21 protein-coding genes, 1 tRNA gene and 1 pseudogene are annotated in these 22,883 nt (G+C 73.9%); 7 read left to right on the top strand and 16 right to left on the bottom strand.

Going from position 1 to position 22,883, the window contains the following annotated elements:
• The first annotated feature begins 30 nt into the window (after positions 1-30).
• The 4 genes from AC068A_RS03310 (at position 31) to AC068A_RS03325 (ending at position 2,965) form a co-directional block, all read left to right on the top strand.
• Positions 31-501 (top strand): Lrp/AsnC family transcriptional regulator, encoded by a 471-nt coding sequence (locus tag AC068A_RS03310; protein ID WP_478579960.1) that lies wholly within the window; start codon positions 31-33, stop codon positions 499-501.
• Positions 502-591: 90 nt separating this feature from the next.
• On the top strand, positions 592-1,197 hold the full coding sequence (locus AC068A_RS03315; protein WP_478579963.1) for an ArsR/SmtB family transcription factor: 606 nt from the start codon (positions 592-594) through the stop codon (positions 1,195-1,197).
• 176 nt (positions 1,198-1,373) lie between these two features.
• Positions 1,374-1,676 (top strand): hypothetical protein, encoded by a 303-nt coding sequence (locus tag AC068A_RS03320; RefSeq protein ID WP_478579966.1) that lies wholly within the window; start codon positions 1,374-1,376, stop codon positions 1,674-1,676.
• The gene (locus tag AC068A_RS03325; RefSeq protein WP_478579968.1) at positions 1,673-2,965 is read left to right on the top strand and encodes an MFS transporter; all 1,293 of its coding nucleotides are present in this window, start codon (positions 1,673-1,675) and stop codon (positions 2,963-2,965) included. The genes AC068A_RS03320 and AC068A_RS03325 overlap by 4 nt, the downstream gene beginning before the upstream one ends.
• Here AC068A_RS03325 and AC068A_RS03330 read toward each other — a convergent pair.
• Both AC068A_RS03330 and AC068A_RS03335 read right to left on the bottom strand, forming a co-directional pair.
• Entirely contained in the window at positions 2,895-3,692 is a 798-nt protein-coding gene (locus tag AC068A_RS03330; RefSeq protein ID WP_478579970.1) for a YlbL family protein, read from the bottom strand. The two genes, AC068A_RS03325 and AC068A_RS03330, sit on opposite strands and share 71 nt — an antisense overlap.
• A gap of 207 nt (positions 3,693-3,899) precedes the next feature.
• Complete coding sequence (locus tag AC068A_RS03335; RefSeq protein WP_478579973.1) at positions 3,900-4,541, bottom strand: IclR family transcriptional regulator; 642 nt, start codon at positions 4,539-4,541, stop codon at positions 3,900-3,902.
• A gap of 272 nt (positions 4,542-4,813) precedes the next feature.
• Between AC068A_RS03335 and AC068A_RS03340 the strand changes: the two genes are divergently transcribed.
• Positions 4,814-5,053 carry a hypothetical protein gene (locus tag AC068A_RS03340; RefSeq protein WP_478579975.1) on the top strand — a complete coding sequence of 80 codons (240 nt, stop codon included), beginning with the start codon at positions 4,814-4,816 and terminating at the stop codon, positions 5,051-5,053.
• On the opposite strand, the gene AC068A_RS03345 is transcribed toward AC068A_RS03340, so the two are convergent.
• The 4 genes from AC068A_RS03345 to AC068A_RS03360 form a co-directional block, all read right to left on the bottom strand.
• Positions 5,016-6,803, bottom strand: coding sequence for a DEAD/DEAH box helicase (locus AC068A_RS03345; RefSeq protein WP_478579978.1), 1,788 nt, complete (start codon positions 6,801-6,803; stop codon positions 5,016-5,018). The genes AC068A_RS03340 and AC068A_RS03345 overlap by 38 nt on opposite strands.
• A 117-nt stretch (positions 6,804-6,920) precedes the next feature.
• A complete protein-coding gene (locus tag AC068A_RS03350; RefSeq protein ID WP_478579981.1) occupies positions 6,921-7,334 on the bottom strand; it encodes a type II toxin-antitoxin system death-on-curing family toxin in 414 nt (137 codons plus the stop codon).
• Entirely contained in the window at positions 7,331-7,531 is a 201-nt protein-coding gene (locus AC068A_RS03355; RefSeq protein ID WP_478579982.1) for a hypothetical protein, read from the bottom strand. Before AC068A_RS03355 ends, AC068A_RS03350 begins: the two co-directional genes overlap by 4 nt.
• 31 nt (positions 7,532-7,562) lie before the next feature.
• Positions 7,563-9,059, bottom strand: a complete 1,497-nt coding sequence (locus tag AC068A_RS03360) for an MFS transporter (protein WP_478579984.1) — start codon at positions 9,057-9,059, stop codon at positions 7,563-7,565.
• A 236-nt stretch (positions 9,060-9,295) separates the two neighbouring features.
• Here AC068A_RS03360 and AC068A_RS03365 point away from each other — a divergent pair.
• A tRNA-Cys gene (locus tag AC068A_RS03365) sits at positions 9,296-9,367 on the top strand.
• Positions 9,368-9,414: 47 nt separating this feature from the next.
• Here AC068A_RS03365 and AC068A_RS03370 read toward each other — a convergent pair.
• From AC068A_RS03370 to AC068A_RS03410, 9 genes and pseudogenes are all read right to left on the bottom strand, one after another.
• The gene (locus AC068A_RS03370; RefSeq protein WP_478579986.1) at positions 9,415-10,605 is read right to left on the bottom strand and encodes a S8 family serine peptidase; all 1,191 of its coding nucleotides are present in this window, start codon (positions 10,603-10,605) and stop codon (positions 9,415-9,417) included.
• A 21-nt stretch (positions 10,606-10,626) separates the two neighbouring features.
• A complete protein-coding gene (locus AC068A_RS03375) occupies positions 10,627-12,084 on the bottom strand; it encodes a WXG100 family type VII secretion target (RefSeq protein ID WP_478579989.1) in 1,458 nt (485 codons plus the stop codon).
• A complete protein-coding gene (locus AC068A_RS03380; protein ID WP_478579992.1) occupies positions 12,084-12,587 on the bottom strand; it encodes a DUF2563 family protein in 504 nt (167 codons plus the stop codon). The genes AC068A_RS03375 and AC068A_RS03380 overlap by 1 nt, the downstream gene beginning before the upstream one ends.
• Positions 12,588-12,762: 175 nt before the next feature.
• The gene (locus AC068A_RS03385) at positions 12,763-15,018 is read right to left on the bottom strand and encodes a xanthine dehydrogenase family protein molybdopterin-binding subunit (protein WP_478580108.1); all 2,256 of its coding nucleotides are present in this window, start codon (positions 15,016-15,018) and stop codon (positions 12,763-12,765) included.
• A gap of 110 nt (positions 15,019-15,128) precedes the next feature.
• Positions 15,129-17,486 carry a (2Fe-2S)-binding protein gene (locus AC068A_RS03390; protein WP_478579994.1) on the bottom strand — a complete coding sequence of 786 codons (2,358 nt, stop codon included), beginning with the start codon at positions 17,484-17,486 and terminating at the stop codon, positions 15,129-15,131.
• The gene (locus AC068A_RS03395; protein ID WP_478579997.1) at positions 17,483-18,367 is read right to left on the bottom strand and encodes an FAD binding domain-containing protein; all 885 of its coding nucleotides are present in this window, start codon (positions 18,365-18,367) and stop codon (positions 17,483-17,485) included. Before AC068A_RS03395 ends, AC068A_RS03390 begins: the two co-directional genes overlap by 4 nt.
• A 499-nt stretch (positions 18,368-18,866) precedes the next feature.
• Positions 18,867-19,497, bottom strand: a pseudogene (locus AC068A_RS03400) (family 20 glycosylhydrolase); the annotation flags it as partial.
• Between the two features lie 273 nt (positions 19,498-19,770).
• Entirely contained in the window at positions 19,771-20,055 is a 285-nt protein-coding gene (locus tag AC068A_RS03405; protein WP_179173989.1) for a DUF3039 domain-containing protein, read from the bottom strand.
• Positions 20,056-20,084: 29 nt separating this feature from the next.
• Entirely contained in the window at positions 20,085-20,645 is a 561-nt protein-coding gene (locus AC068A_RS03410; protein ID WP_478580000.1) for a YqgE/AlgH family protein, read from the bottom strand.
• Positions 20,646-21,065: 420 nt separating this feature from the next.
• Between AC068A_RS03410 and murA the strand changes: the two genes are divergently transcribed.
• Positions 21,066-22,406, top strand: a complete 1,341-nt coding sequence (murA, locus tag AC068A_RS03415; RefSeq protein WP_478580003.1) for a UDP-N-acetylglucosamine 1-carboxyvinyltransferase — start codon at positions 21,066-21,068, stop codon at positions 22,404-22,406.
• Positions 22,407-22,575: 169 nt separating this feature from the next.
• Here the strand turns inward: murA and AC068A_RS03420 are convergent, their stop codons facing one another.
• Positions 22,576-22,857, bottom strand: coding sequence for an HU family DNA-binding protein (locus AC068A_RS03420; RefSeq protein ID WP_030875040.1), 282 nt, complete (start codon positions 22,855-22,857; stop codon positions 22,576-22,578).
• Positions 22,858-22,883: the final 26 nt, after the last annotated feature.

A 22,883-nucleotide genomic window follows, 5' to 3' on the forward strand; every position in this document is an offset into this window, starting at 1 on the left:
ACCACCTGTGAGCCGCCTGGAGGCAGTGTTATGGGAATCGACGAACTCGACGGTCGCCTCATCGTCCTGCTCGCCCGCGAACCGCGGATCGGCGTCCTGGAGGCCTCGCGCCGGCTCGGCGTGGCGCGCGGCACCGTGCAGGCCCGGCTGGACCGGCTCCAGTCGAACGGGGTGATCCGCGGTTTCGGGCCGCAGGTGGACCCGGCCGCCCTCGGATACCCGGTGACCGCGTTCGCCACGCTGGAGATCAAGCAGGGCCAGGGCGCCGACGTACGGGCACACCTCGGCGGCGTACCGGAGGTGCTGGAACTGCACACGACGACCGGGCACGGGGACATGCTGTGCCGGCTGGTCGCGCGCTCCAACGCCGATCTCCAGCGGGTGATCGACCGGGTCGTCGGCTTCGAAGGGATCGTGCGGGCGTCGACGGCGATCGTGATGGAGAACCCGGTGCCGCTTCGGGTCATCCCGCTCGTGGAGCAGGCGGCCCTGGAGGGCTGAGCCGGCGCCCGGAGCCAGGGAGGGAAGTCCCAAAGAAGGCGTTGCAAAGAAACCCTTGCATAGGTTTCTTTGCACGCCTAGGCTTGAGGCATGCCCGAGAAGCCGGAAGCCCCGGAGCTCCAGACCCGCACCACCCGCACCCTGGACGCCCGCTCCCTGCGCGGCCTGGCCCACCCCCTGCGCATGCGCCTGCTCGGTGCACTGCGCCAGGACGGCCCGGCCACCGCCTCGCAGCTCGCGGAGCGGCTCGGCGAGTCCAGCGGCGCCACCAGCTACCACCTGCGCCAGCTCGCCGCGCACGGGTTCGTCGAGGACGCGCCCGGGCACGGGAAGGGCCGCGAGCGGTGGTGGAGGGCCGCCCACGAGGGCACGGTCTGGGACGAGCAGCTCATCTACGACCAGGACCCGGCCACCCGCGGCGCGGCCGACCTCTTCCTGCACGAGATCGCGACGATCCACGCGCAGGAGGTGAGCACCTGGCTCGGCAACGCCCACGCCTGGCCCCAGGAGTGGCGGCGCGGCTCGGACATCAGCGACTTCACCCTGCGCCTGACCCCCGAGCAGAGCCTCGACCTCATCCGCAGGATCCACGACCTGATCAACAGCTATCGCGACGCGCCGCAGGACGGGACGACCGAGACGGTCCGCTTCCACACCCACGCCTTCCCGCGCGGCGGCAGCGGCGGCAGCGAGTAGCCGCCGCCCGCCGTCCCCCGGCGCAGCCGCACACCCGCACCACAGCACGGCAATACGCAGCGCTCCCCCGCACCCCTACCGCGCACCGCGCACCGCGCGCCGGGCGCCGCGCACGGCAGGTCGCGGGCCGGTCAGCCGTGCCCTCCACCGCCTCCTCACCCCGAAGGAGTCCTGCCATGCACGCCTTCACTACTGCCGACATCCAGGCCGGGACCGCCCTGCCGGCCCACGCCGCCCGTACCGCCGAGCTGGCCGCCGAGGCCGCCGCCGGGCGCCTGGCCCGGGAGGCCGTCCGCGCCCGGCGCACCGCCCGTCCCTCCCGCACCTCCCCCGCCGGGCGGGCCGGTGCAGCGGCGCCCCGGCACCCCTTCGTCCGCGCCCTGCGCAACCGGCTCGGCGAGGCCCTGGTCCGCGCCGGGAACCGGCTGCTCCTGCCCGGCCCCGGCAACGGCCACGTCCGCGCCGGGGCCGCGGGATGAGCCGGCGCCCCTTCGCCGCCGTACTCGCCGCCAACACCATCTCCACGGCGGGGAGTTCGATCACCCTCATCGGCGTCCCGTGGTTCGTGCTCCAGACCACCGGCAGCGCCGGCCGGGCCGGCATCGTCGCCTTCTGCGCCACCCTGCCCATCGTCGTCGCGGCCCTCGTCGGAGGCCCGGTCATTGACCGGGTCGGCCGGCGCCGGGTCTCCGCGGCCTCCGACGCCGTCTGCGCGCTGGCCGTGGGCGCGATCCCGCTGCTGCACTACGCGGGCCTGCTGGAGTTCTGGATGCTGTGCGGGCTGATGGCCGTCGGCGGCCTCGTGCACACCCCGGGCCTGACCGCCCGCCACGTCCTGCTGCCCGACCTCGCCGAGCACGCCGGCACCACGATGGCGCGGGCCGCGAGCCTGTACGACGCGGTCCAGCGCGGCGCCCGGATGATCGGGGCCGCGGTGGCCGGCGTCCTCATCGCGGTGCTCGGCGCCGAGGCGGCCCTGCTGCTGGACGCGGCCACCTTCGCGGCCTCCGCCCTGCTGGTCGCCGTGTTCGTACGGGGCATCCCGGCGGCCGAGCCGCAACCGCGCGCGGAGAAGGCCTCGTTCGCCCGCTACCGGGCCGAACTGGCCGAGGGCTGGGCCTTCCTGGCCGGCTCGCGGCTGCTGCTGGGCGTCACCGTGATGGTGATGATGACCAACGGCCTGGACCAGGGCTGGTCCTCGGTGCTGCTGCCCGTGCACGGCCGCGAGGCCCTCGGCGGGGCCACCGCGCTCGGCCTGCTCGTGTCCCTCTTCGGCGGGTTCGCGCTGCTCGGCGCCCTGCTGTACGGGGTGTGGGGCGAGCGGTTCCCGCGCCGGGCGGTGTTCGCGGCCGCCTTCCTGGTCGCCGGGGCGCCCCGGTACGCGGTCGCCGCCCTCACCGACACCACGCTGCCGCTGGCGGTGACGATGGCCCTGGCCGGGCTGGGCGTCGGCATGCTCAACCCGATCCTGACCACCGTGGTGTACGAGAGGGTCCCCGACGCGCTGCGCAGCCGGGTCGCGGGTGTGAGCACCGCCGGCTGCGAGCTGACGATGCCGCTGGGCGGGCTCGGCGCGGGCCTGCTCGTCGACGGGTTCGGCACGGCCCCGGCGCTGCTCGCGTTCGGCGGGGTCTACCTGCTGACCACGCTCGCCCCGCTGGTGTTCCCGTCGTTCCGGTCGATGGAGCGGGAGCCGGTCAGCAGGACGGAACCGGCTCTTCCCGGTTCAGCGCGCGCAGCGCGTTCACCGCGTCGGACAGGGAGCTGACCGGGATCAGCCGGAGCCCCTCGGGCAGCTCGGAGGCCGCGTCGGAGCACTCCGCCTCCGGGACGAGGAACACGCTCGCCCCGTCGCGGTGGGCGGCCTGCGTCTTCAGGGCCACCCCGCCGACCGCGCCGACCTTGCCGTCCGCGCTGATGGTGCCGGTGCCCGCGACCGTGCGGCCGCCGGTGAGGTCGCCGCCGCTGCCGTCGCCGTCGAGCTTGTCGACGATGCCGAGGGCGAACAGCAGGCCGGCGCTGGGGCCGCCGACGTCGGCGAGGTTGAGGTCTGCCTTCACCTCCTTCGGGTCCTTCTTCAGGAACCCGAGGGCCGCCCGGGTGGCGTCCTCCTGGGATGCGGCCATCTGCTCCAGGTTGTGCTTCTCGATCTCCTCGTCGCTCCCGCCGGAGGGGTAGACGGCCTCCTTGGGCATGACCGAGCGGGAGCTGTCGAACCAGTCGTCGAGGAGCCGGGGCAGGCGCACGGTGGTCGACGGCCCGGTGGCCTCGATCGTGGTCATGCGCAGTTGGCCCTTGGTCGGCCGGGTCGGGGCGCCGGTGATGACGATGACCGGCTTGCCCTCGTGGGCGCCGAGCACGTCCGCCGTGAGCCCGGGCTGGGCGACCACGAAGGGCAGCGGTGCGAAGGCCGCCACGGCGAACAGGCCGAGCACGGGCGCGGCGCAGACGGCCAGGGCGGCGGGACGCGACAGACGGGAGAGACGAGAGAGCACCCGGCCAATCTATCGGGCGGCCCGGGCACGGCCGCGCCCGGCGGCCGGGACGCAGCCGTGCGGGGCGTCGTACGGGGTCGGCGCGGGGCGTCGCGCGGCCCGGCGGCAGGCCGTCGCAGTGCCTGCGGCCGGCGTCGTACGTACGGGGCCTGCGCCCGGCGTCGTACGGGGCCTGCGCCCGGCGTCGTACGGGGCCTGCGGCGGGCCTCAGCGCAGGGCGTCGGCGACCTCCCGGGCCGCGTCCACGACCCGCGGGCCGACCCGCTCGGGCACGGCGTCGGACAGCATGACCACGCCGACGCTGCCCTCCAGCCCGCTGATCCCCACCAGCGGGGCGGCGGCGCCGCTCGCACCGGCTTCGAGCTCGCCGTGGGTCAGCGTGTACCCGGGCTCGATGAGGGTGCCCTGGCGGGCGGCGAGGATGGCCCGGCCGGCGGCCCCGCGGTCCAGCGGGTGGCGGAACCCGGCCCGGTAGGCCACGTGGTAGTCGGTCCAGGTGGGCTCCACGACGGCCACGGCGAGCGCATCCGACCCGTCGACGAGGGTCAGGTGCGCGGTGGCTCCTATGTCCTCGGCGAGGGCGCGCAGCGCGGGCAGGGCGGCCTCGCGCACCAGCGGGTGCACCTGCCGGCCCAGGCGCAGTACGCCGAGTCCGACGCGGGCCCGGCCGCCGAGGTCGCGGCGGACCAGGGCGTGCTGCTCCAGGGTGGCCAACAGGCGGTAGACCACGGTGCGGTTGACGCCGAGACGGTTGGAGAGCTCGGTGACGGTCAGCCCGTGGTCGGTGTCGGCGAGCAGCTTGAGGACTCTGAGACCTCGGTCGAGAGTCTGTGAGGTTTCCGCGGTCACGAAGCCTCTCCCTCGTGGTGAGCGGCGGTGACTCTCGGGGTGGAGCGGCGCCGGTCCCACGGCGACACGCACGGAGAGGCCGCCGGTTGCGGCCATGGCACCGGCTGCGCTCCCGCGGCGGCGCTGCCACGGGGCGTTCGATGCGGGGACAGTAGCGAGCAGGTCCGCTCAGCGGAAGTCCTCGTCCAGAATCCGGGCGCGGACGGGCCTTTTATGCCGGTTCGGGAGCGCGGAACGCGCCGATGCGCGCTCCCGCGCGCCCCAATACGCCTGTGCCATCACACGAGTACCGGCAGAGGCGGCGGCTGTCGCCCCCGCCCACCGGAACCGTCAATTCCCAGGCAGGGCGGGCCCGTACGAAGCTCCACACCACGGGCCCGCCCGACACCGTCGCCACCGCCGACGCGATCGCCGACGCCGACGCGATCGCCGACGCCGGTGCCGTCACCGTCGCCACCGCCGGTGCCGTCACCGTCAGCGCATGCGGGTGGCCCACTCCTGGACCTTCTTGATCCGCTCCCGCAGCTGCCCGGCCGTCGCCTCCGCGCTCGGCGGCCCGCCGCACACCCGCCGCAGCTCGGTGTGGATCACCCCGTGCGGCTTGCCGCTCTGGTGGACGTACGCCCCCACCATCGTGTTCAGCGACCTGCGCAGCTCCAGCAGCTCCTTGTGCGAGACCACCGGCCGGCGCTCGGCCGGCAGCTCCAGCAGGTCCGCGTCCGCGTCCGGCTTGCGCCGGCTGTGCGCGATCTGCCGCGACTGCCGCTTCTGCAGCAGCAACTGCACCTGCTCCGGCTCCAGCAGGCCCGGGATGCCGAGGTAGTCCTGCTCCTCCTCGCTGCCGGGGTGCGCCTGCATGCCGAACTCGGCGCCGTCGTACAGCACCCGGTCGAAGACGGCGTCGGACTCCAGCGCCTCGAAGGACATCTGCTCGTCCTCGCCGGTGTCCTCGTCCTCCTGCCGGTTGGCCTCCGCCATCTCCTTCTCGGACTCGGCGTACGGGTCGTCGTCCTCGCCCGCCTTCTTCGGCCGGTCCAGGGCGTGGTCGCGCTCGACCTCCATCTCGTTGGCGAAGCCGAGCAGGTACGGGATCGTCGGAAGGAACACGGACGCGGTCTCGCCGCGCCTGCGCGACCGTACGAAACGCCCGACGGCCTGCGCGAAGAACAGCGGGGTCGAGATGGTCGTCGCGTACACGCCCACCGCGAGGCGGGGCACGTCGACGCCCTCCGACACCATGCGGACCGCGACCATCCACCGGTCGGTGTTTCCGCTGAAGGTGTCGATGTGCTTCGAGGCGCCCGCATCGTCGGAGAGCACGAGGGTGGCCTTGGTGCCGGTGATCTCGCGGATCAGCTTGGCGTACGCGCGTGCCGCGTCCTGGTCGGAGGCGATCACCAGGCCGCCCGCGTCCGGGATGCTCTTGCGGACCTCGGTCAGCCGCTGGTCGGCGGCGCGCAGCACGTTCGGCATCCAGTCGCCGCGCGGGTCGAGCGCGGTGCGCCAGGCCTGGCTGATCGCGTCCTTGGTCATCGGCTCGCCGAGCTTGGCGGCGATCTCGTCGCCGGCCTTGGTGCGCCAGCGCATGTTGCCGCTGTAGGAGAGGAAGATGACCGGCCGGACGACGCCGTCGCCGAGCGCGTTGCCGTAGCCGTAGGTGTAGTCGGCGGCGGAGCGCCGGATCCCGTCGTTGCCCTCCTCGTACGTGACGAAGGGGATCGGGTTGGTGTCGGAGCGGAACGGAGTGCCGGTCAGGGCCAGGCGGCGGGTCGCCGGGTCGAAGGCCTCCAGACAGGCCTCGCCCCAGGACTTCGAGTCGCCGGCGTGGTGGATCTCGTCGAGGATGACGAGGGTCTTGCGCTGCTCGCAGCGGTTGCGGTGCAGCATCGGGCGGACGCCGACACCGGCGTAGGTGACGGCCACCCCGTGGTACTCGCGGCTCAGCGGGCCCGCCGAGTACTCGGGGTCGAGCCGGATGCCTATGCGGGCGGCGGCCTCCGCCCACTGCTTCTTCAGGTGCTCGGTCGGCGCGACCACGGTCACCTGCTGCACGACGTGGTGGTGCAGCAGCCAGGAGGCCAGGGTCAGCGCGAAGGTGGTCTTGCCGGCGCCGGGGGTGGCGACGGCGAGGAAGTCACGCGGCTGCGCCTGGATGTACTTGTCCAGCGCGCCCTGCTGCCAGGCACGCAGCTTGCTGGCGGTACCCCACGGCGCACGGCCGGGGAAGGCGGGTGAGAGGTGGTGGGAGGCGGTAGTAGTCACGGTCTCCGGTTCGGGCTCTCGGCGGCGGTCGTTCGAAGGACAACCGGGCCACCCTACCGGGGCCGGCCCGCCCCTCGTGGAGGGACAGGCCTGTGACCTCGGGCGGTGCGGCGAGTCTCACACCGGCCGCAACTCCCGCAGCCGGGAAGCGATCGCGGCCACTTCGGTCTCGGCCCCGGAGGCCACGTCGACGACCAGGCCGTACGCGGCGTCCTGGTCGGCGTCGGCGAGGTCGATGCCGTTCACGGCGAGGAAGGTCGCAGCCGCGAGCCAGGCGGTCCGCTTGTTCCCGTCGACCAGGGGGTGGTTCACCGCGATGCCGTGGAGCAGCGCGGCAGCCTGCTCGTACGGGTCCGTATACGCCGGCGTCCCGAGCATGCGCGCCCGCGGCCGGTGCACGGCCGACTCCAGCAGGCCGGGGGCGCGCAGCTCGACGGCCTGGTCCTGGGCCAGGCAGGCGTGCCGGGCCAGGTCGAGCACATCGGCGAGGGTGAGGTGCCGCACGCCGACGCCGCCGGGGGTGGCGCTCATGCGCCGAGCCGCTTCAGGAGCGGGGCGTGCCGCTGCGCCAGCCGGGCCGCCGCGTCGCCGACCTGCTCGCGCTCCCGGCGCAGGTGCTCCCGTACGGCCGCGAGGGCGTGCTCCTCGGGGGTGGAGCCGGTGGCGTCGGCGAGGTCGGCGAGTTCCGCGTACTCGGCGGCGGAGAGCCGGATGATCAGGTCGCTCATGCGCGCAGCGTAGCGGCGGTGCGAGGGCAGGTCAGCCGATTTCAGCGGTGGCCGGAGGCCCGTGCAGCGCCGCCGGAGCGGACTCGTGCAGGCGGGTGGCGACCCAGGCGCCGACCAGCGCGACCGCGGCCATCGGCAGGAAGACGACCACGAAGGCGGCGGGATGCGAGGCCGCGGCGTCGGCGGTCCCCCCGGCCCCGTGGGCGGCCCCCACCGAACCCCCGCCCAGCGCGGCGAACGCCGCCCCGCCCGCCGCCAGCAGCACCACGTTCGCCAGCGCGTCGGAAATCTGGAGCGCGGCGGAGTTGGCCCCCGCCTCCTCCGGCGCCGACAGCTTCAGCAGCAGCACGCTCGTCGAACCGATCACCAGCCCCATGCCGAGACAGCCCACGCCCCAGGCCAGGGCCAGCGACCACACCGGCACCCACGGCACCAGCACGGCCGGCGCGGCGGCGATGGCGAAGGCCACCAGCACCATCCCGAGCACCATCAGCCGCTCCCGGTACGGCGCCACCCGGCCGGTGGACTGGATCCACGACCCGCCCGCCCAGGTCAGCCCGCCCAGCGCCAGCGAGAACCCGGCCAGCGTCGGGCTCAGCCCCCGCTGCGTGACCAGCATCAGCGGCACGAAGCTCTCGGCCGCGATGAACGAGCCCGCCGCGACCCCGCGCAGCAGGACCACCGACGGCAGCCCGCGCCGCGCCCGGTACGTCCCGCGCGGCAGCAGCCCCAGCACGGCGGGCACCAGCAGGCCCGCCCCCACGGCCCCCGGGAGCAGCGACCACCACCGCAGGTCCTGGGCGGCGTACTGGAGCAGCCCCGCCCCGAGGGAGATCCCGAGCGCGAGCCGGATCCGGCGCCGGTCGAACGCGGCGGGCGGCGCGTCCGGATCGACCGGCCCGGACGCGGTCCGCCGTATCGCGGGCAGCGCCACGGCCAGCGGTACGACGACCAGCGCCGGGATCCCGAGGAACACCCACCGCCAGCCGAGGTGCTCGGTCACCGTCCCCGCGGCCAGCGGCCCGACGATCGACGGGACCACCCAGCTCGCGGCGAAGGCCGCCATGATCGCGGGCCGCAGCCGTTCCTCGTAGGCCCGGCTGACGACCACGTACAGGGCGACGATGACGAGCCCGCCGCCGAAGCCCTGGACGGCCCGGCCGAGCACGAACACCCACATGGCCGTCGCGGTCCCGGCCAGCACCAGCCCGGCGGCGAACGCCCCGATCCCCGCGGTCAGCGCCCGCAGCGGCCCCCGCCGGTCACACCACTGCCCGGACAGCACCATCCCGAACAGACTGGTGGTGAAGTAGGCGGAGAACGCAAAGGCATAGACCCCGATCCCGTCCAGCTCACGCGCGGCGACGGGCATGGCGGTGCCGACGGCGGTGGCCTCGAAGGCGATCAGGAAGATGCAGGAGATCATCCCGATGCTGAGCGTCCGGTACGCGGACCCGAGAATCCCGCCCTCGGGGCGGGGCGGGACGGGTGTACTGGTCTGCGAGACACGGGGCTCAAGGGCACTCATCGCTTCAGCGTAAGCGGCACATCCGGGTTTCGCCCCTGTCCGTCAGACGGAACCTCCCTCCACCGCAGGACCTAGGCCGGGGGGCGGGGGGCGGGGGGCCGGAGCGGGCTGGAGCCGGGGCCGGGGCCGGGGCCGGGGCCGGGAACTGTGAACACGGCATGGCGGTCTCATTGCACACCCCGGGATTCCCTTCCCGGGCCGCCCCAGCCCCCGTACGGTCGTGCCGAAGCCAACAAGGCCGTGTGCCCGAGTGGTTGAGGGACTCGCCTGCAAAGCGAGTTACGCCGGTTCGAATCCGGTCACGGCTTCTTCCGAAGGCCGTCCAGGCCCGGCGCACCCTGGACGGCCTTCGGCGTCAGCGACTCCTGCGCCGCACGAGAACCGCCGCAACCGCACCGCCGACGACCACACAGGCCCCGAGCCCGAGCGCGATCCAGGTCGCGCTGCTGCCGCCGTCGCTCTCCTTGGCCTCGGCCTGGGGCGCGGCGGACGCACCGGACTGCGGCTTCTTGCCGTCGCCGCCAGCCGACGGCGCGGGCGAGTTCTTCGCATCCGCGGCAGCGAGGTCCGGCAGCGGGAAGACATCCGCGGGTCCGGGGTCGCCGGGGGTGGGCAGCGCGATCTTCGGGCGGACGATGCCGTAGCCCAGGTAGTCGTTGCGCTCCTTGCCGTCATCGGCCTTGCCTGCGGTGTTCAGGAGGACACGAAGCACCTGGTTGTTGGTCCACTCCGGATGGGCGGACCAGAGCAGCGCCGCCGAGGCGGAGGTGAGGGCAGAGGCATCGCTCGTGCCATGGGTTTTACAGAGGCCAGTAGCGCCACTACAGCCAGTGACGATGTCGATTCCTGGAGCAGAGATGTCGACGGAAGCGTTGTGTTGGGATTCCTTGGTTGCAACGCCGTCAGGGCCAACCGCGCCCACGCCGACGACTCCTGGAGTTGCCGCCGGGTACCGGAGATCGTTCACGCTGGCCCCGTCGTTGCCGACCGCAGCGAATATCAGCTTCCCTTTTCCTAGGGCGTACTTAACCGCACTGGCGAGCTCACCGTTCTCCGTTGGATGACCCATCGAAATATTCAGGATTTTGGCATCCGAATCAGCGGCATAGCGAATTGCCTCAACGATCGACGTGAGCGGCGGCCTTCCATCGCCACCAAGGTCAACCCGCAGTGGCAGGATCTTCGCTCCTGGAGCAAGGCCGAACGCACTGTCCACCCCGCCAGGGCCCTTGCCGTTGCCTGCGATGATCGCGGCCATTCCGGTGCCGTGGTTGTCGTAGTCCGTACGCTCGTCACCTTTATAGGATCCAGCTGCGAAGTTTTTACCCTTCACAACCTGGCCTTCGAGCTCGGGAATTACTGCGACTCCAGTATCGATAACGGCAACGGTGACGCCCTTGCCCGTGCTGGTCTTCCAGATGTCGTCGGCCTTCATGGCGTCGAGATGCCATTGCTTGGACCGGATGGTCTCCGCGTGGGCCGGGGTCGCGGCGACCCCGGCCAGCAGGAGGCCCACCAGGGCCGAGGTCGCCTTACGCATGCGCATCCCGTGCAACGTCCGTTCTACTCAGTCGATCACCGGCGGAACAACACGGCCATTGCTCCGCCAGGTCTCTTCGTCCTCGGCCAGGTAGTCCGGGCGCTCGCCCGCCTGGTTGTCGCGCCGGTTCCCCGGAGCATGCGCGCCCGCCCCGGGGTGGCCTACCGCGCCGCGAGCCGAACCGGCCGCGGCCTCGTTGCGGACGAGACCCGCACCGCCCTGCGTGAACGGATGCCCCCCGGTCTGGGTTCGGCCGATCATGCCGGGCTGGCGCCCACCGACGACACCGCCCGGCTCCATTGCCAGTCGGCGCCCCATCGCGGAACCGCCCGGTGTACCGCCGTGAGGGCCGCCCATGCCCGGGTGCATGCCGCCGACGCCACCTCCGGCGCGGCCGCCGCCCATCGGGCCTTCCGTACCTATGACCGTTCCGCGCGGGATACCCGGGGTGGGGCCGCCCGTGGTCACCTGACGGCCACCGACGATGCCTGTGTCACGCGGCAGCAGTGGAGGAAGTCCCCCGAGCTTGCCACCAGAAGTCGGCGGAGAAGGGATGGACGGAACCTTGCTGGTGGGGCCACCGCCGCCGGGCAGCGTCGGCCCTCCACCAGCGGGCGGGAGCCCGAGCGGCGGCATGGGCACGACAGGACTGGGGGCGTTGGGACCGGGAGCCGGGAGATTGGGCAGGCTGGTGACCGGCGGGACAGTCTTGTCCGGCAGGACGGCGACGTGGTCGAGGTCCATGTCCACGTCCTTGTCAGGCAGTGGCACGGGGGCGGGCCCGGTCGTCGGCGGCAGGCTGATGTCCGGTCGGCCCGGCCCTCCGCCGGAGTCGCCGGACGGACCACTGCTACGCGGCGACGATGGAACGAAAGAGCCCCCGCCGGAACTGGAGCTGCCGCCGCCATAGCCACCGGAGCGCGCCATGTCCTCGCCGCCGCCGTAGCTGCCGGTCGGCTGGAAATCACCCGGCGGCGGCGGGAACGTCGGGATCTCGGTCTTGCCGATCTGCGTCGACGACTGCTCGTACGCCCCGGCCAGCTTCGTCAGCTGGTCGATGGCCTTCTTGTGGTCGCCGCTCAGCTTGGACCAGGCCTCCTGGCCCATCTTCTGGGCGTCCGGGTCGTTGTGGAAGTCTTTGGAAGCCTGAAGGTTCTCGGCCGCCGACGTGTCGTACGCCGGCATGTTGACCTTGACCTCGTGCATGATCTGGGCGGCCTCGCCCATCCACTTGCCGCCTGCGGCGCTGAGGTCGCCCAGGCGCAGCGTGGCGCTGCCTGCCTGGCTCGCCCAGTCCTCGAAGGCTGTGGCGGCCTCGCCCTCCCAACCCTTGATCTTGGTGTTCTTGAGGGCGTTGCCGATCTCCTTGATCGTGTCGGCCGCCCCGGTCAGCTGCGCGGCACGGGACTCCACCGTCTTCGGGTCAATGGAGGCCACCATCGCGAGCAGCTGCTGGTGAGTGAAACCCTCGAAGTTCGTCGCCATCAGATATTGCCCTTCGGCTTCTTCGCCTCACCCGTCGAGCCGTGCTCAGCGTCCTGCTGCTTCGCGAGCGGATCTCGCTCCCGAACGTAGTCCTCCTTCGCCTGGACGACGATGGAGTGCATACGGCGCTTCGTCTCCTCATCGACACCCGCAAAGCCCTTGCCGGACGTCAGGACCGCGATGCCCAGTCCCTCGATCTGCGCGGCCAGGCCCTTGGAGAGGTTCTCAAGCTGCTCATGGACCGTGTTGTACGTCTTGAAGAGGGCGTCCGCCTCGGCGAAGTCCTTGCCGAGGGTGCCCTCGGGGAGGGTGCCGTCGGCCAGCTTCTTGTCGTAGGCCTCCGAGCCCTTCAGCTTCGTCAGGAGCTCGTCGACCTTCTTCTTGTAGCCGGTCAGCGTCTCGAAGTCGACCTCAAGCGCCTTGGCCTGGGCGCGAAGTGCTGCTGCCGTACTGGCGGCCATGTTGTCCGACCACAGCAGGATCGGCTCCTTGTTCTCTGCCACGGCGGCCTCCCCGTATCCCCGTTTTTCCCCGTTCGGTTCGCGGCCGGCGACGCCGCTCCCCGTTCCCCGTTCGCCTGCGTTCACGCGCGCGCGGGATCAGTCCTACTCGATCACTCTAGCGACCGGCAGCGACAGTCCCAACCTCAGGGTTGCACGTGCAATGCGGGTCACAACGCTACGAGTTGGCTGCCGCCACCGCCGCGGAGGGCCTGATCGGGAGGCGGTTCACGGGGCGGCCCGTGGCCGCCCTGACCGCCGATGCCACGGCCGCCGGGGCCGTCACCACCGGGACCGCGCTTGCCGCCTTCGCGCCGAACGGGGCCACCACGTCGCGCTCTTCGACCAGCTTGACGATGCGGACCGACGGGGCGTCCAGCGTCGTCGGCAGGGCGTAGCCCGTCAGGTCGGGGTGGCGGACCAGCCCCGCCACCGTGCGGAGGTTCTCCGTCAGGGCCGCGCCGACGCCCTGTGTGACGCCCGCCTCGATGCGGGCCGCCAGCTGGGCGGGGTTGAGGATCCGGCCGACGTCCTGGGCGACCGCCAGCTCCACCACGCGTACCGTGCCGAGCTCGATGTCCACGTCCACCACCGCGCGGATCGCGCAGAAGGCGAGGCCGACGAACGCGTCGCCCTGGCCGTCGCCGTTGAGGGGTTCCGTGGGATGGGGGCGGCACTGCGCCGTCGCCCAGAGTTCCTTGCCCGCGATCGCCTCGGCCACCGGCATCGAGAAGGCGCCGTCGTAGGACGTGATGCGGCCGTCCGCGATCTGGAGGAGTTCCGTGGACATGCCGAGGTTGTGGGCCATCGGCTGGAGGAGCTGGGTGCGGACCATCTTCGCGGCGCGTTCCACCGCACCGCCCGACACCCACGTGTGCCGGCCGTGCGCCGAAGGGCCCGCCGGCGGCTGGTCCGTGTCGACGGGGGCGGTCACGACCTCGTCCACGCCCAGGACCTCCTGGACGATCTGGCGGGCCAGCGTCGCGAAGCCCTGGCCGGTGTCGACGGCCGCGCAGATCACCGTCGCCACGCCGCCCACGACCTTCACCGTGGCCGTGGAGACCTCGTCGGCGCCTTCCGCGCCCAGCATGTGGACCATGCCGATGCCGTACCCGACGCCGCGCCGCACCGCGCCCGGCTCGCCCGCGCCCTCCGGGCCGCCCGGCAGGAGCCATTCCTCCTCCGGGGCGTCCTTCGGCAGCGACGGCAGCTCGAAGTCGCGGACGGCGCGCAGGAGTTCCGCCACCGGGGCCGGGCAGGTCACGGTCTGGCCGGTGGGCAGCAGGTCACCGGTGGCCAGGACATTGCGCATGCGCAGTTCCGCGCCGTCGATGCCGAGGGCCGCGGCCAGCTTGTCCATCTGGCCCTCGTACGCCGCGCAGACCTGCATGGCGCCCTCGCCGCGCACGTGGCCCGACGGGGGGTTGTTCGTACGGACCGCCCAGCCCTCCACGAAGGCGTGCGGGACCACGTACGGGCCGCAGGCGAACGCCACGGCCGCCGCGAGGGATTCGGCGGAGGCGTCCGCGTACGCGCCCGCGTCCATCAGGATCTGCGCCTCCACCTTGACGAGGCGGCCCTCCGCGTCGGCGTGGTGCCGGTAGCGCAGCAGCGTCGGGTGGCGGTGGGTGTGGCCGAGGAAGGACTCCTCGCGGGTCGCCGCCAGCTTCACCGGGCAGCCCGTGCGCAGGGCCAGCAGGCCCAGCGGCAGTTGGAAGGCGGCGTCCTCCCGGTCGGCGGTCGCGCCGGGCACGCCGGTGACCACGACCCGGACGCGGTCCGGTTCGAGGCCGAAGCAGGCGGCGGCCAGGTCGCGGTCCAGGTGCGGGTCGGTGGAGGCGGTGTAGATCTCCACGCCGCCGTCGGGGCGGGGGACGGCGAGCCCGGCCTCGGCGCCGATGGGCGCCGGGTCCTGCCGGCCGATCCGGTACAGGCCCTCGACGACGACCTCGCCCGTGGCCTCCGGGTCGCCGTAGCGGAGCGGGATGTGCCGGATCAGGTTGCCGTCGGGGTGCAGGGGCGGGGCGCCGAAGGACTGCTCGGGGTCGGTGACCGCGTCGAGGAGCTCGTACTCGACGGTGATGGCGGCGGCCGCGAGCCGCGCCGTGTCGGGGTGGTCGGCGGCGACGGCGGCGATCGGCTCGCCGTGGTGCCGTACGACGTCGTGCGCGAACACGGGCCGGTCGGCGATCCGGCGGCCGTGCGTGGTCGCGCCGGGGACGTCGGCGTGCGTGACGACCGCGCGGACGCCGGGCATCCCGGCGGCGGCGGAGGTGTCGATGGACAGGATGCGGGCGTGTGCGTGCGGGGACCGCAGGACGGCGGCCCACAGCAGTCCCTCGGCCCACAGGTCGGCGGCGTACGGGAAGGTGCCCTCGGTCTTGGCGCGCGCGTCGGCGGCGGGCACGGAGGCCCCGATGCCGCGCGGAACCACCGGTTCCGTCGGCTCGGCCGGGCCGCCGGCCGAGCCCGCGGCGCCGGCCGCAACGCTCGTCGTGACCGTCACGGTCGTCGTCGCCGTCGCCGTGGCCGCGTCCTGCCCGCTCACGCCATGCCTCCGTTGTGGTGGATCCCGCCCTCGCCGGGCTGTGCCTGGTGCGGGATGCGCGGAACCTCGGCCGCGCCGCCCTCGGCCGCCGCTGCTGCCGCGGCTGCCGCGGCCGCCGCCGATTCGGCCTCCGCGCGCTCGGCGACGACCTCGCGGACCGCTTCCAGGACGCCCTTGTAGCCGGAGCAGCGGCACAGGTTCCCGCACAGTGCCTGGCGGGTCTCCAGGTCGCTGGGGGCGTGGTTGCCCTCCAGCAGGTCGTGGATGGTCATGGCCATCCCCGGCACGCAGAACCCGCACTGCACCGCACCCGACCTGCACAACGCCTGCTGCACGTCGCAGAGTTCCCCGCCGCTCGCGAGCCCCTCGACCGTACGGACCTCGCTGCCCGCGGCCGTCGCGGCCGGGACCAGGCAGGACGCCACGAGCCGCCCGTCGACCTGCACCGCGCAGGCCCCGCACTCGCCCTGCGAGCAGCCGTCCTTGGCGCCGGCCAGGCCGAGGCGCTCGCGCAGCACGTACAGCAGGGACTCGCCGATCCACGCACCGGTGACCGGCCGGTCGGCGCCGTTGACGCGCAGCACGTACGAAGCCAGCGGGTGCTCGTGATGGGCGACGGCCGCGGCGGCCGCCTGCTCCTCCTCGTACGAGGGCCCCGCCGACGGGATCCCTTCCCCGATGCTCGCATCCGGCGGTGGCACGGCACCGTCCGCGGTGTCCGCACCCGGCGCTACCGAGCCCGCGGCTTCGCCCGGGGCCCCGGCGGCGGCTTCGGCGAAGCCGTGCCCGTCCGCCCCGGCCGGCTCCGCCGCGGCGCCGTGGGCGGCTCCCGTGAATCCGTGCTCGTCCGCCGGACCAGTTGCCGGCCCGGTCGCCGGCCCGGTCTCCTGGCCGGACTCCCGGCCGAGCCCGTGCCCGGCCTCGCGGCCGGCCTCCGCCGCCGCGTCGTGGCCGTGGCCGTGGCCCGGGGCCGGGAAGCCGTGTGCGCTCGGATCCGCCTGCTCGGCCGGCCCCGCGGGGTCGCCGGCGAGGGCGTACTCCACCGGCGCGCCGGCCGGCTGGGCCCCGGACGGCTGCGCCTCGGCCAGGGGCCCGGCCGCGGCCTCGGCGACGGCAGAAGTCGGGGCCGGGGCCGGGGCCTCGACGGCTGCCTCGTGGTGGATCTCGTGCTCGGCGCCCGCGTGCGGTGCCTCGGCGGGCATGTCCGCGGGCGCGTCGGCGTGCGGCGTCTGCCCGTGCTGCCCGAGGCCGTGCCCGTCCCCGAGCACGAGGCCGTGCCCGTGCGTGTGGCCGTGCCCGTGCTCGGGCTCGTACCGGCCGCCGTGGCCGTACTGACCGTGCTCGTGCTGCTGGCCGTGCTCGTGCTGCCCGTGCCCGTGCTGCTGGCCGTGGTCGTGCTGCTCGTGTGCGCGCGCGTAGGCGTCCGCGGGCGCGTGCGCGGCCTCGATGTCGTACGGGGCGGGGTGCGCGGGCTCGCCCTCCGGGAGCGGGGTGCCCACGCCCGGGCCGCCCAGCACGCGCGGGGCGCGGCCGGGGGCACCGACGCCGGGGCCGCCGAGGAGCCGCTGGCCGGCGCCGGACGTGCCCGGGCCGCCGGTGCCCGACTGCGCGTCGGGCAGTACGCCCGAGCTCAGCGGAGCGTCCGTGTGCGGGGGCTCGAAGCCCGGGTGCGTCGCCCACGGGGCGGGGGCGCCGCCCGGCAGGGTCGTCGGGGCCTGGCTCCAGTCGGCGTCCAGGGCGCCGGGCCGGAACTCGCCGGTCTGGTCGTGGAGTTCCGGCAGGGTCCACTGGCCGGTGGTCACCGGCTCTTCCGCCCGCAGGGCGTCGGGGAAGTGCCACTCCGCGGTCTCGCCGGGGTCCTCACCGTCCTGGGGGCCGGCCTGCTCCTGCCCCGGCACGGCGTCCGCGAACTCGGCCGCGACCGCCGCCGGGATCGGGATCGACGCCGGGATCGGCCCGCCGACCGGAGCCGCCGGAACCGCCGGAGCCCCGCCGGCCGCGCCGGAGACGCCCGCCGCACCGGCCACCGCGGCAGCCGCGCCCGCCTCGGCTGCGTGGCCGCCCGCTTCCGGCCACTGCGCCGGGAGCGTCCACGCCCCCGTCGCCGACGGATCCGTACCGGCCGACCCCAGCGGGACGATCATCGGCGGCGGGACGTACCCGTGCCCGGGCGCCGCGAGCGGCTCCCCCGTGCCGAGGGCGGCCAGCATGTCCGGCGGCAGGCTCACGAAGGCCGTCGCGTCGGCGGCCTCGGTGAACTCGCCGCTCTGCGGCACCGGCTGCCAGCCCCAGGCCGGGGCGGCCCGGCCGCCCGTGTCCCCCGTCGTTCCGCTCACGTTCTCGTTCTCACTCATGAGGTCAGCGCCCTCCCCAGGGCCCTCCGTGCCAGCACGGCCACCGTCCGCCGCAGATGCAGTACACCGGGAGCAACCGGTTCCCCCTGGTCGGGGACGCAGGCGGCCGCGACGTAGTCGCCGAAGGCCTCCAGCGCCTCGGGGGCCAGGTTCCGCTCCCCGTCCCAGTCGATCAGCGAGGCCACCCACTGCTCGGCCTCCAGCGGCCGCAGCGGCATCGGGGCGACCGCGCCCACCGCACAGCGCACACCTCGGCGCGCCGGGTCCAGTACGAGCCCCACGGACGCGAGGGCTCGCCCCGGGCCGGTGCGCCCGGTGGCTTTCAGGAACACCTGCGGGGCGTGCAGCAGCGGCACCCGCACGAAGCCGATCAGCTCGCCGGGCCGCAGCATCTCGCGGCCGGCCAGCAGGTACGAGACCGGGATCTCGCGCTGCCCTATCGGGCCGACGATGACGAGGGTGGCCTCCAGCGCGGCCAGCACGGGCAGGGCGTCGCCCGTCGGCGCGGCGCTGGCGATGTTGCCGCCGAGGGTGCCGGCGTTGCGGATCTGCGGCGGCCCGGCGGCGCGCGCGGCGGCGGCCAGGGCCGGCATCAGCGCGGCGAAGTCGGGGCGGCCCATCCGGGCGTGGGTGAGGCCGGCGCCGAGCAGGGCGTGGCCGTCCTCCTGGTACTGCCAGCCGCGGATCTCGTTGATCCGGCCCAGGCTCACCAGGCCGGCCGGCCGCAGCAGCCCGGCGTTGACCGCGGCCATGAGGTCGGTGCCGCCGGCCACGGGCACGGCGGCGGGCATGGCGGCGAGTGCCGCCACGGCCTCGTCGAGCGAGGCCGGCAGCATCACGGACTGCGCCGCCTGCGGTGTGTGCGGTGCGTGCGTGGTCAACCCAGCTGCCCCTTCCCGATGTCCCGGTCCCGGCGCTCACGCCTGTCCGCCGTACGGTACGTGCTCACCGCCGGGACGTGGCAACTCTGGCACATCTTCCCCACCGCCCGGCGCGAGGGTCCGCCGGGCGCCCCTTCGAGCTTCCGACCGTCCGGTTTCCCCCGTATCGATCGAATCATCCGCATCAGGCGAATCGACCGGATCCAGTGCAGCGAAGCGTTTCGCCACGGTTCGCATCGCTTCACACCGATACACACCGAATATTCCTGGATCGAGCAAGAGTTCCCGACAACCCCCGAGCACGTAGGACGCCCCGGATTCCCCAGGAGTTCCAGAGAGCTCCGGAGAAATCCCAGGATTCCCAAGACGCTCCGAGGCACTCCGGGCAGCCTGCTCCCACAAGCCCCCTACGGCCCCGTACGGCCCCGCGCGCGCCCCGCGGCCACAGGGGCGCGCGGCGGACGCCGCAGGGCCCGTGCGCCCCGCCCGGCGCCCCGGGTCACACGTTCGGCGGCTCCCCTTCGATCGGACGTCCGAGCACCCCCGGCCGCCGCTGCCACGGCAACGGCCCGCCGGGCGGCCGGTGCTCGACGCCCAGCACGTCGAGGCGGCGCCGGTGGCCGGCCATCCGGGCCTCGAAGCCGGTGCAGTCCCGTTCGCCCGGTTCGGGCAGCGCCGACCACACCACCTCGTCGGGGCCCGCCGCCTGACGGTGGTCCAGGTACACGTGCTGCTCGGGGCACATCACGACGTCGTGCCCGGCCCCGGCGGCTGCGCGGGTGGCGCCGGATCTCGACGCGCCGGCCCTCGTCGTCCCCCAGGTGCAGGTGCAGCACGTTGAGCTTGTGGGCGGCCGGCAGGTCGAGCCGGCGCAGGACGCCGCTCTTCGGCGTGAAGTGCCGGGCCGCGTCCGGCAGCATGCCGCGCCGTCCGAAGCGGGGCCCGTCCTCCACGGTCCCCCGGGGCGGCCTCCACACCCGCCGGGCGGCGCCGAGCGGCGCGGCCTTCCGGTACGCGTCGGGGCCGAGCAGCCGGCGCAGGGTCTGGGCGGCCCAGAAGACGCCCGCCGGGGAGCCGCCGGCGAGGTCCGCCCCGAAGTCGCCGACGGTGAGCGCGTACCCCTCGGGGCCCGGTCCGGCGGTCGGCGCGGGCCGGGCCCGAACACGTGGCGGGGGGCGTCCTCGCGCAGGTCGGCGGTGCGGGGATCAGGTCCGTGCGTCGGCCCTGCGCGGCGGCGCGCCCGGCGCGGCGCACGGGGCGCGGGGCGCCGGTGACGCCGCCGACCTTGGTGCGCACGAAGGCCCCCGGGGTACGCGCTCGCACCCGGGGGCCCGGTTCCGCGGAGCCGTGTCCGGCCCGCCCGACCGCCTCGGGCCGGCGGGCGGCCGGTCGGCGGGCGGCGGCTACTTGTCCTTGCCGCCCTTGTCCTTGTCCCCGCCGGAGCCCATGGAGTCGTAGATTTCCTTGCACATGGGGCAGACCGGGTACTTCTTCGGGTCGCGGCCCGGCACCCACACCTTGCCGCAGAGCGCCACGACGGGGGTCCCGTCGAGTGCGCTCGCCATGATCTTGTCCTTCTGGACGTAGTGGGCGAAGCGCTCGTGGTCGCCGTCACCGTGGGACACCTGCGGTGTCGGCTCGACGAGGGTCCCCGTACCAGTCCCGCGCTCGGGCTCAAGAGTGCTCATGCAAGCCAGGGTACCGATCCCGGCGCGGGTCAGTTCAGCGACGGGTCGTCGGGGTACGTGGCGACCATCGCGAGCTCGCTGCGCTGCCTGCGCAGCACCGCCCGCCACAGCCGGGCCGGGTCCGGGAAGGAGATGTCCCCCGGCTCGGACTCCACGACGTACCAGGCGCCGTCGCCGAGCTCGTCCTCCAGCTGGCCGGGACCCCAGCCGGAGTAGCCGGCGAAGATCCGCAGCGACCCGAGCGCCGAGGCCAGCAGCTCCGGCGGCGCCTCCAGGTCGACGAGGCCGATCGCCCCGTGCACCCGGCGCCACCCGAGCGGCCCCTCGTCGCCTGGGATGACCGCCACCCCGAGCGCCGAGTCCAGGCCGACCGGGCCGCCCTGGAAGACGACCCCGGGGTCGCCGGCCAGTGCGGCCCAGGGCAGGAGGATGTCACCGACCACCACGGGGGTGGGCCGGTTGAGGACCACGCCGAGCGAGCCCTGCTCGTCGTGGTCGAGCAGCAGCACCACCGCGCGGTCGAAGTTCGGATCCGCGAGGGCGGGGGTGGCCACGAGCAGCCGCCCTGTGAGGGAGGACACCTCGGTCATGCCGACATGATCCCGCACATTCGCCCTTCAGGGGGAGCCGGAGCTCCGATCCGTCCCGGACAGCCCGGGCGCACGGCAGCAGGAAGGAGCGCGCACCGGATCTCCGGACCCGGCCCGGACCCGACTCGGACCCGGCCCCGACCCGGCCCGGACCCGGCCGGACCGGCCCCGACCCGGCCCGGGGCGCAGCCGGGGCCCGGGATGCGCTTGCCGCCGCGGGCCCGGGGGCCGGATTCCGGAAGCGGCGGAATGCGACACTCCGCCAGTGGGCGGGCACGGAGGGTGTCGTGGCGGTTTCATGACGCTCATCCGGCCGCGTCGGCCTTACGAACCGGGGGGTACTGCCCCTTACCCTTTTCCCTGGTCCCTGCCCACCTCCCCCGGCCACGCCGGGAGGACCCCTTCCGGAACGCGAGATTCATGACCGGCACAGATGATGTCCTGCTTGTCCACGGCGGTACCCCGCTCGAGGGCGAGATCCGTGTCCGCGGTGCGAAGAACCTCGTGCCCAAGGCCATGGTCGCCGCTCTGCTCGGCAGCGAACCCAGCCGGCTCCGCAACGTTCCCGACATCCGCGACGTGCGGGTCGTCCGCGGCCTGCTCCAGCTCCACGGGGTGACCGTCCGCCCCGGCGAGGAGCCCGGTGAGCTGGTGCTCGACCCGACGCACGTCGAGAGCGCGAACGTCGCCGACATCGACGCCCACGCGGGCTCGTCCCGCATCCCGATCCTCTTCTGCGGCCCGCTGCTGCACCGCCTCGGCCACGCCTTCATCCCGGGCCTGGGCGGCTGCGACATCGGCGGCCGGCCGATCGACTTCCACTTCGACGTGCTGCGCCAGTTCGGCGCGACCATCGAGAAGCGCGAGGACGGCCAGTACCTGGAGGCCCCGCAGCGGCTGCGCGGCTGCAAGATCCGCCTGCCGTACCCCTCGGTCGGCTCGACCGAGCAGGTGCTGCTGACGGCCGTCCTGGCCGAGGGCGTGACCGAGCTGGCCAACGCCGCGGTCGAGCCCGAGATCGAGGACCTCATCTGCGTCCTGCAGAAGATGGGCGCGATCATCTCCATGGACACCGACCGGACCATCCGGATCACGGGTGTCGACCGCCTCGGCGGCTACAACCACAAGGCGATCCCGGACCGCCTGGAGGCCGCCTCGTGGGCTTCCGCGGCCCTGGCGACCGGCGGCAACATCTACGTGCGCGGCGCCCAGCAGCGCTCGATGATGACCTTCCTGAACACGTACCGGAAGGTCGGCGGCGCCTTCGAGATCGACGACGAGGGCATCCGCTTCTGGCACCCGGGCGGCCCGCTCAACGCGATCGCCCTGGAGACGGACGTGCACCCCGGCTTCCAGACCGACTGGCAGCAGCCGCTGGTGGTGGCCCTGACCCAGGCCGCGGGCCTGTCGATCGTCCACGAGACGGTCTACGAGTCCCGCCTCGGGTTCACCTCCGCCCTCAACCAGATGGGCGCCCACATCCAGCTGTACCGCGAGTGCCTGGGCGGCTCCGCCTGCCGCTTCGGCCAGCGCAACTTCCTGCACTCGGCGGTCGTCTCCGGCCCCACCCGGCTCCAGGGCGCCGACCTGGTCATCCCCGACCTGCGCGGCGGGTTCTCGTACCTGATCGCGGCGCTGGCGGCCGAGGGCACCTCGCGGGTCCACGGCATCGACCTCATCAACCGCGGCTACGAGAACTTCATGGAGAAGCTCGTCGAGCTGGGAGCCAAGGTCGAGCTCCCCGGCGGCGACCTCGTCTGACCTCCCCGCCGGGGCCCATGCGGCCCCTGAGGCCCCTGAGGGGCCCTCAGGGGCCCGACGGGCCGCGGGCAGGCCGAAGGGCGGCCACCCCACCGGGTGGCCGCCCTTCGGCGTTCTACGTACCACTGCCGCCCCGAAGGCCTGCGCGGCCCCGGCACAAGGGCGGGACTTACTTGCCCTTGGCGGCTTCCTTGAGCTTGGAGCCCGCGGAGACCTTCACGCTGTAGCCGGCCGGGATCTGGATCGGGTCGCCGGTCTGCGGGTTGCGCGCGGTGCGAGCGGCACGGTGGGTGCGCTCGAAGGTCAGGAAGCCGGGGATGGTGACCTTCTCGTCGCCCTTGGCGACGACCTCGCCGATGGTCTCGGCGAGCGCGGCCAGAACGGCGTCGGCGTCCTTGCGGGTCACCTCGGCGCGCTCGGACAGAGCGGCCACCAGCTCACTGCGGTTCATGTTGTACTCCCGTGTTCAACTTGCCT

The organism is Streptomyces sp. NPDC043854 (assembly GCF_056436005.1).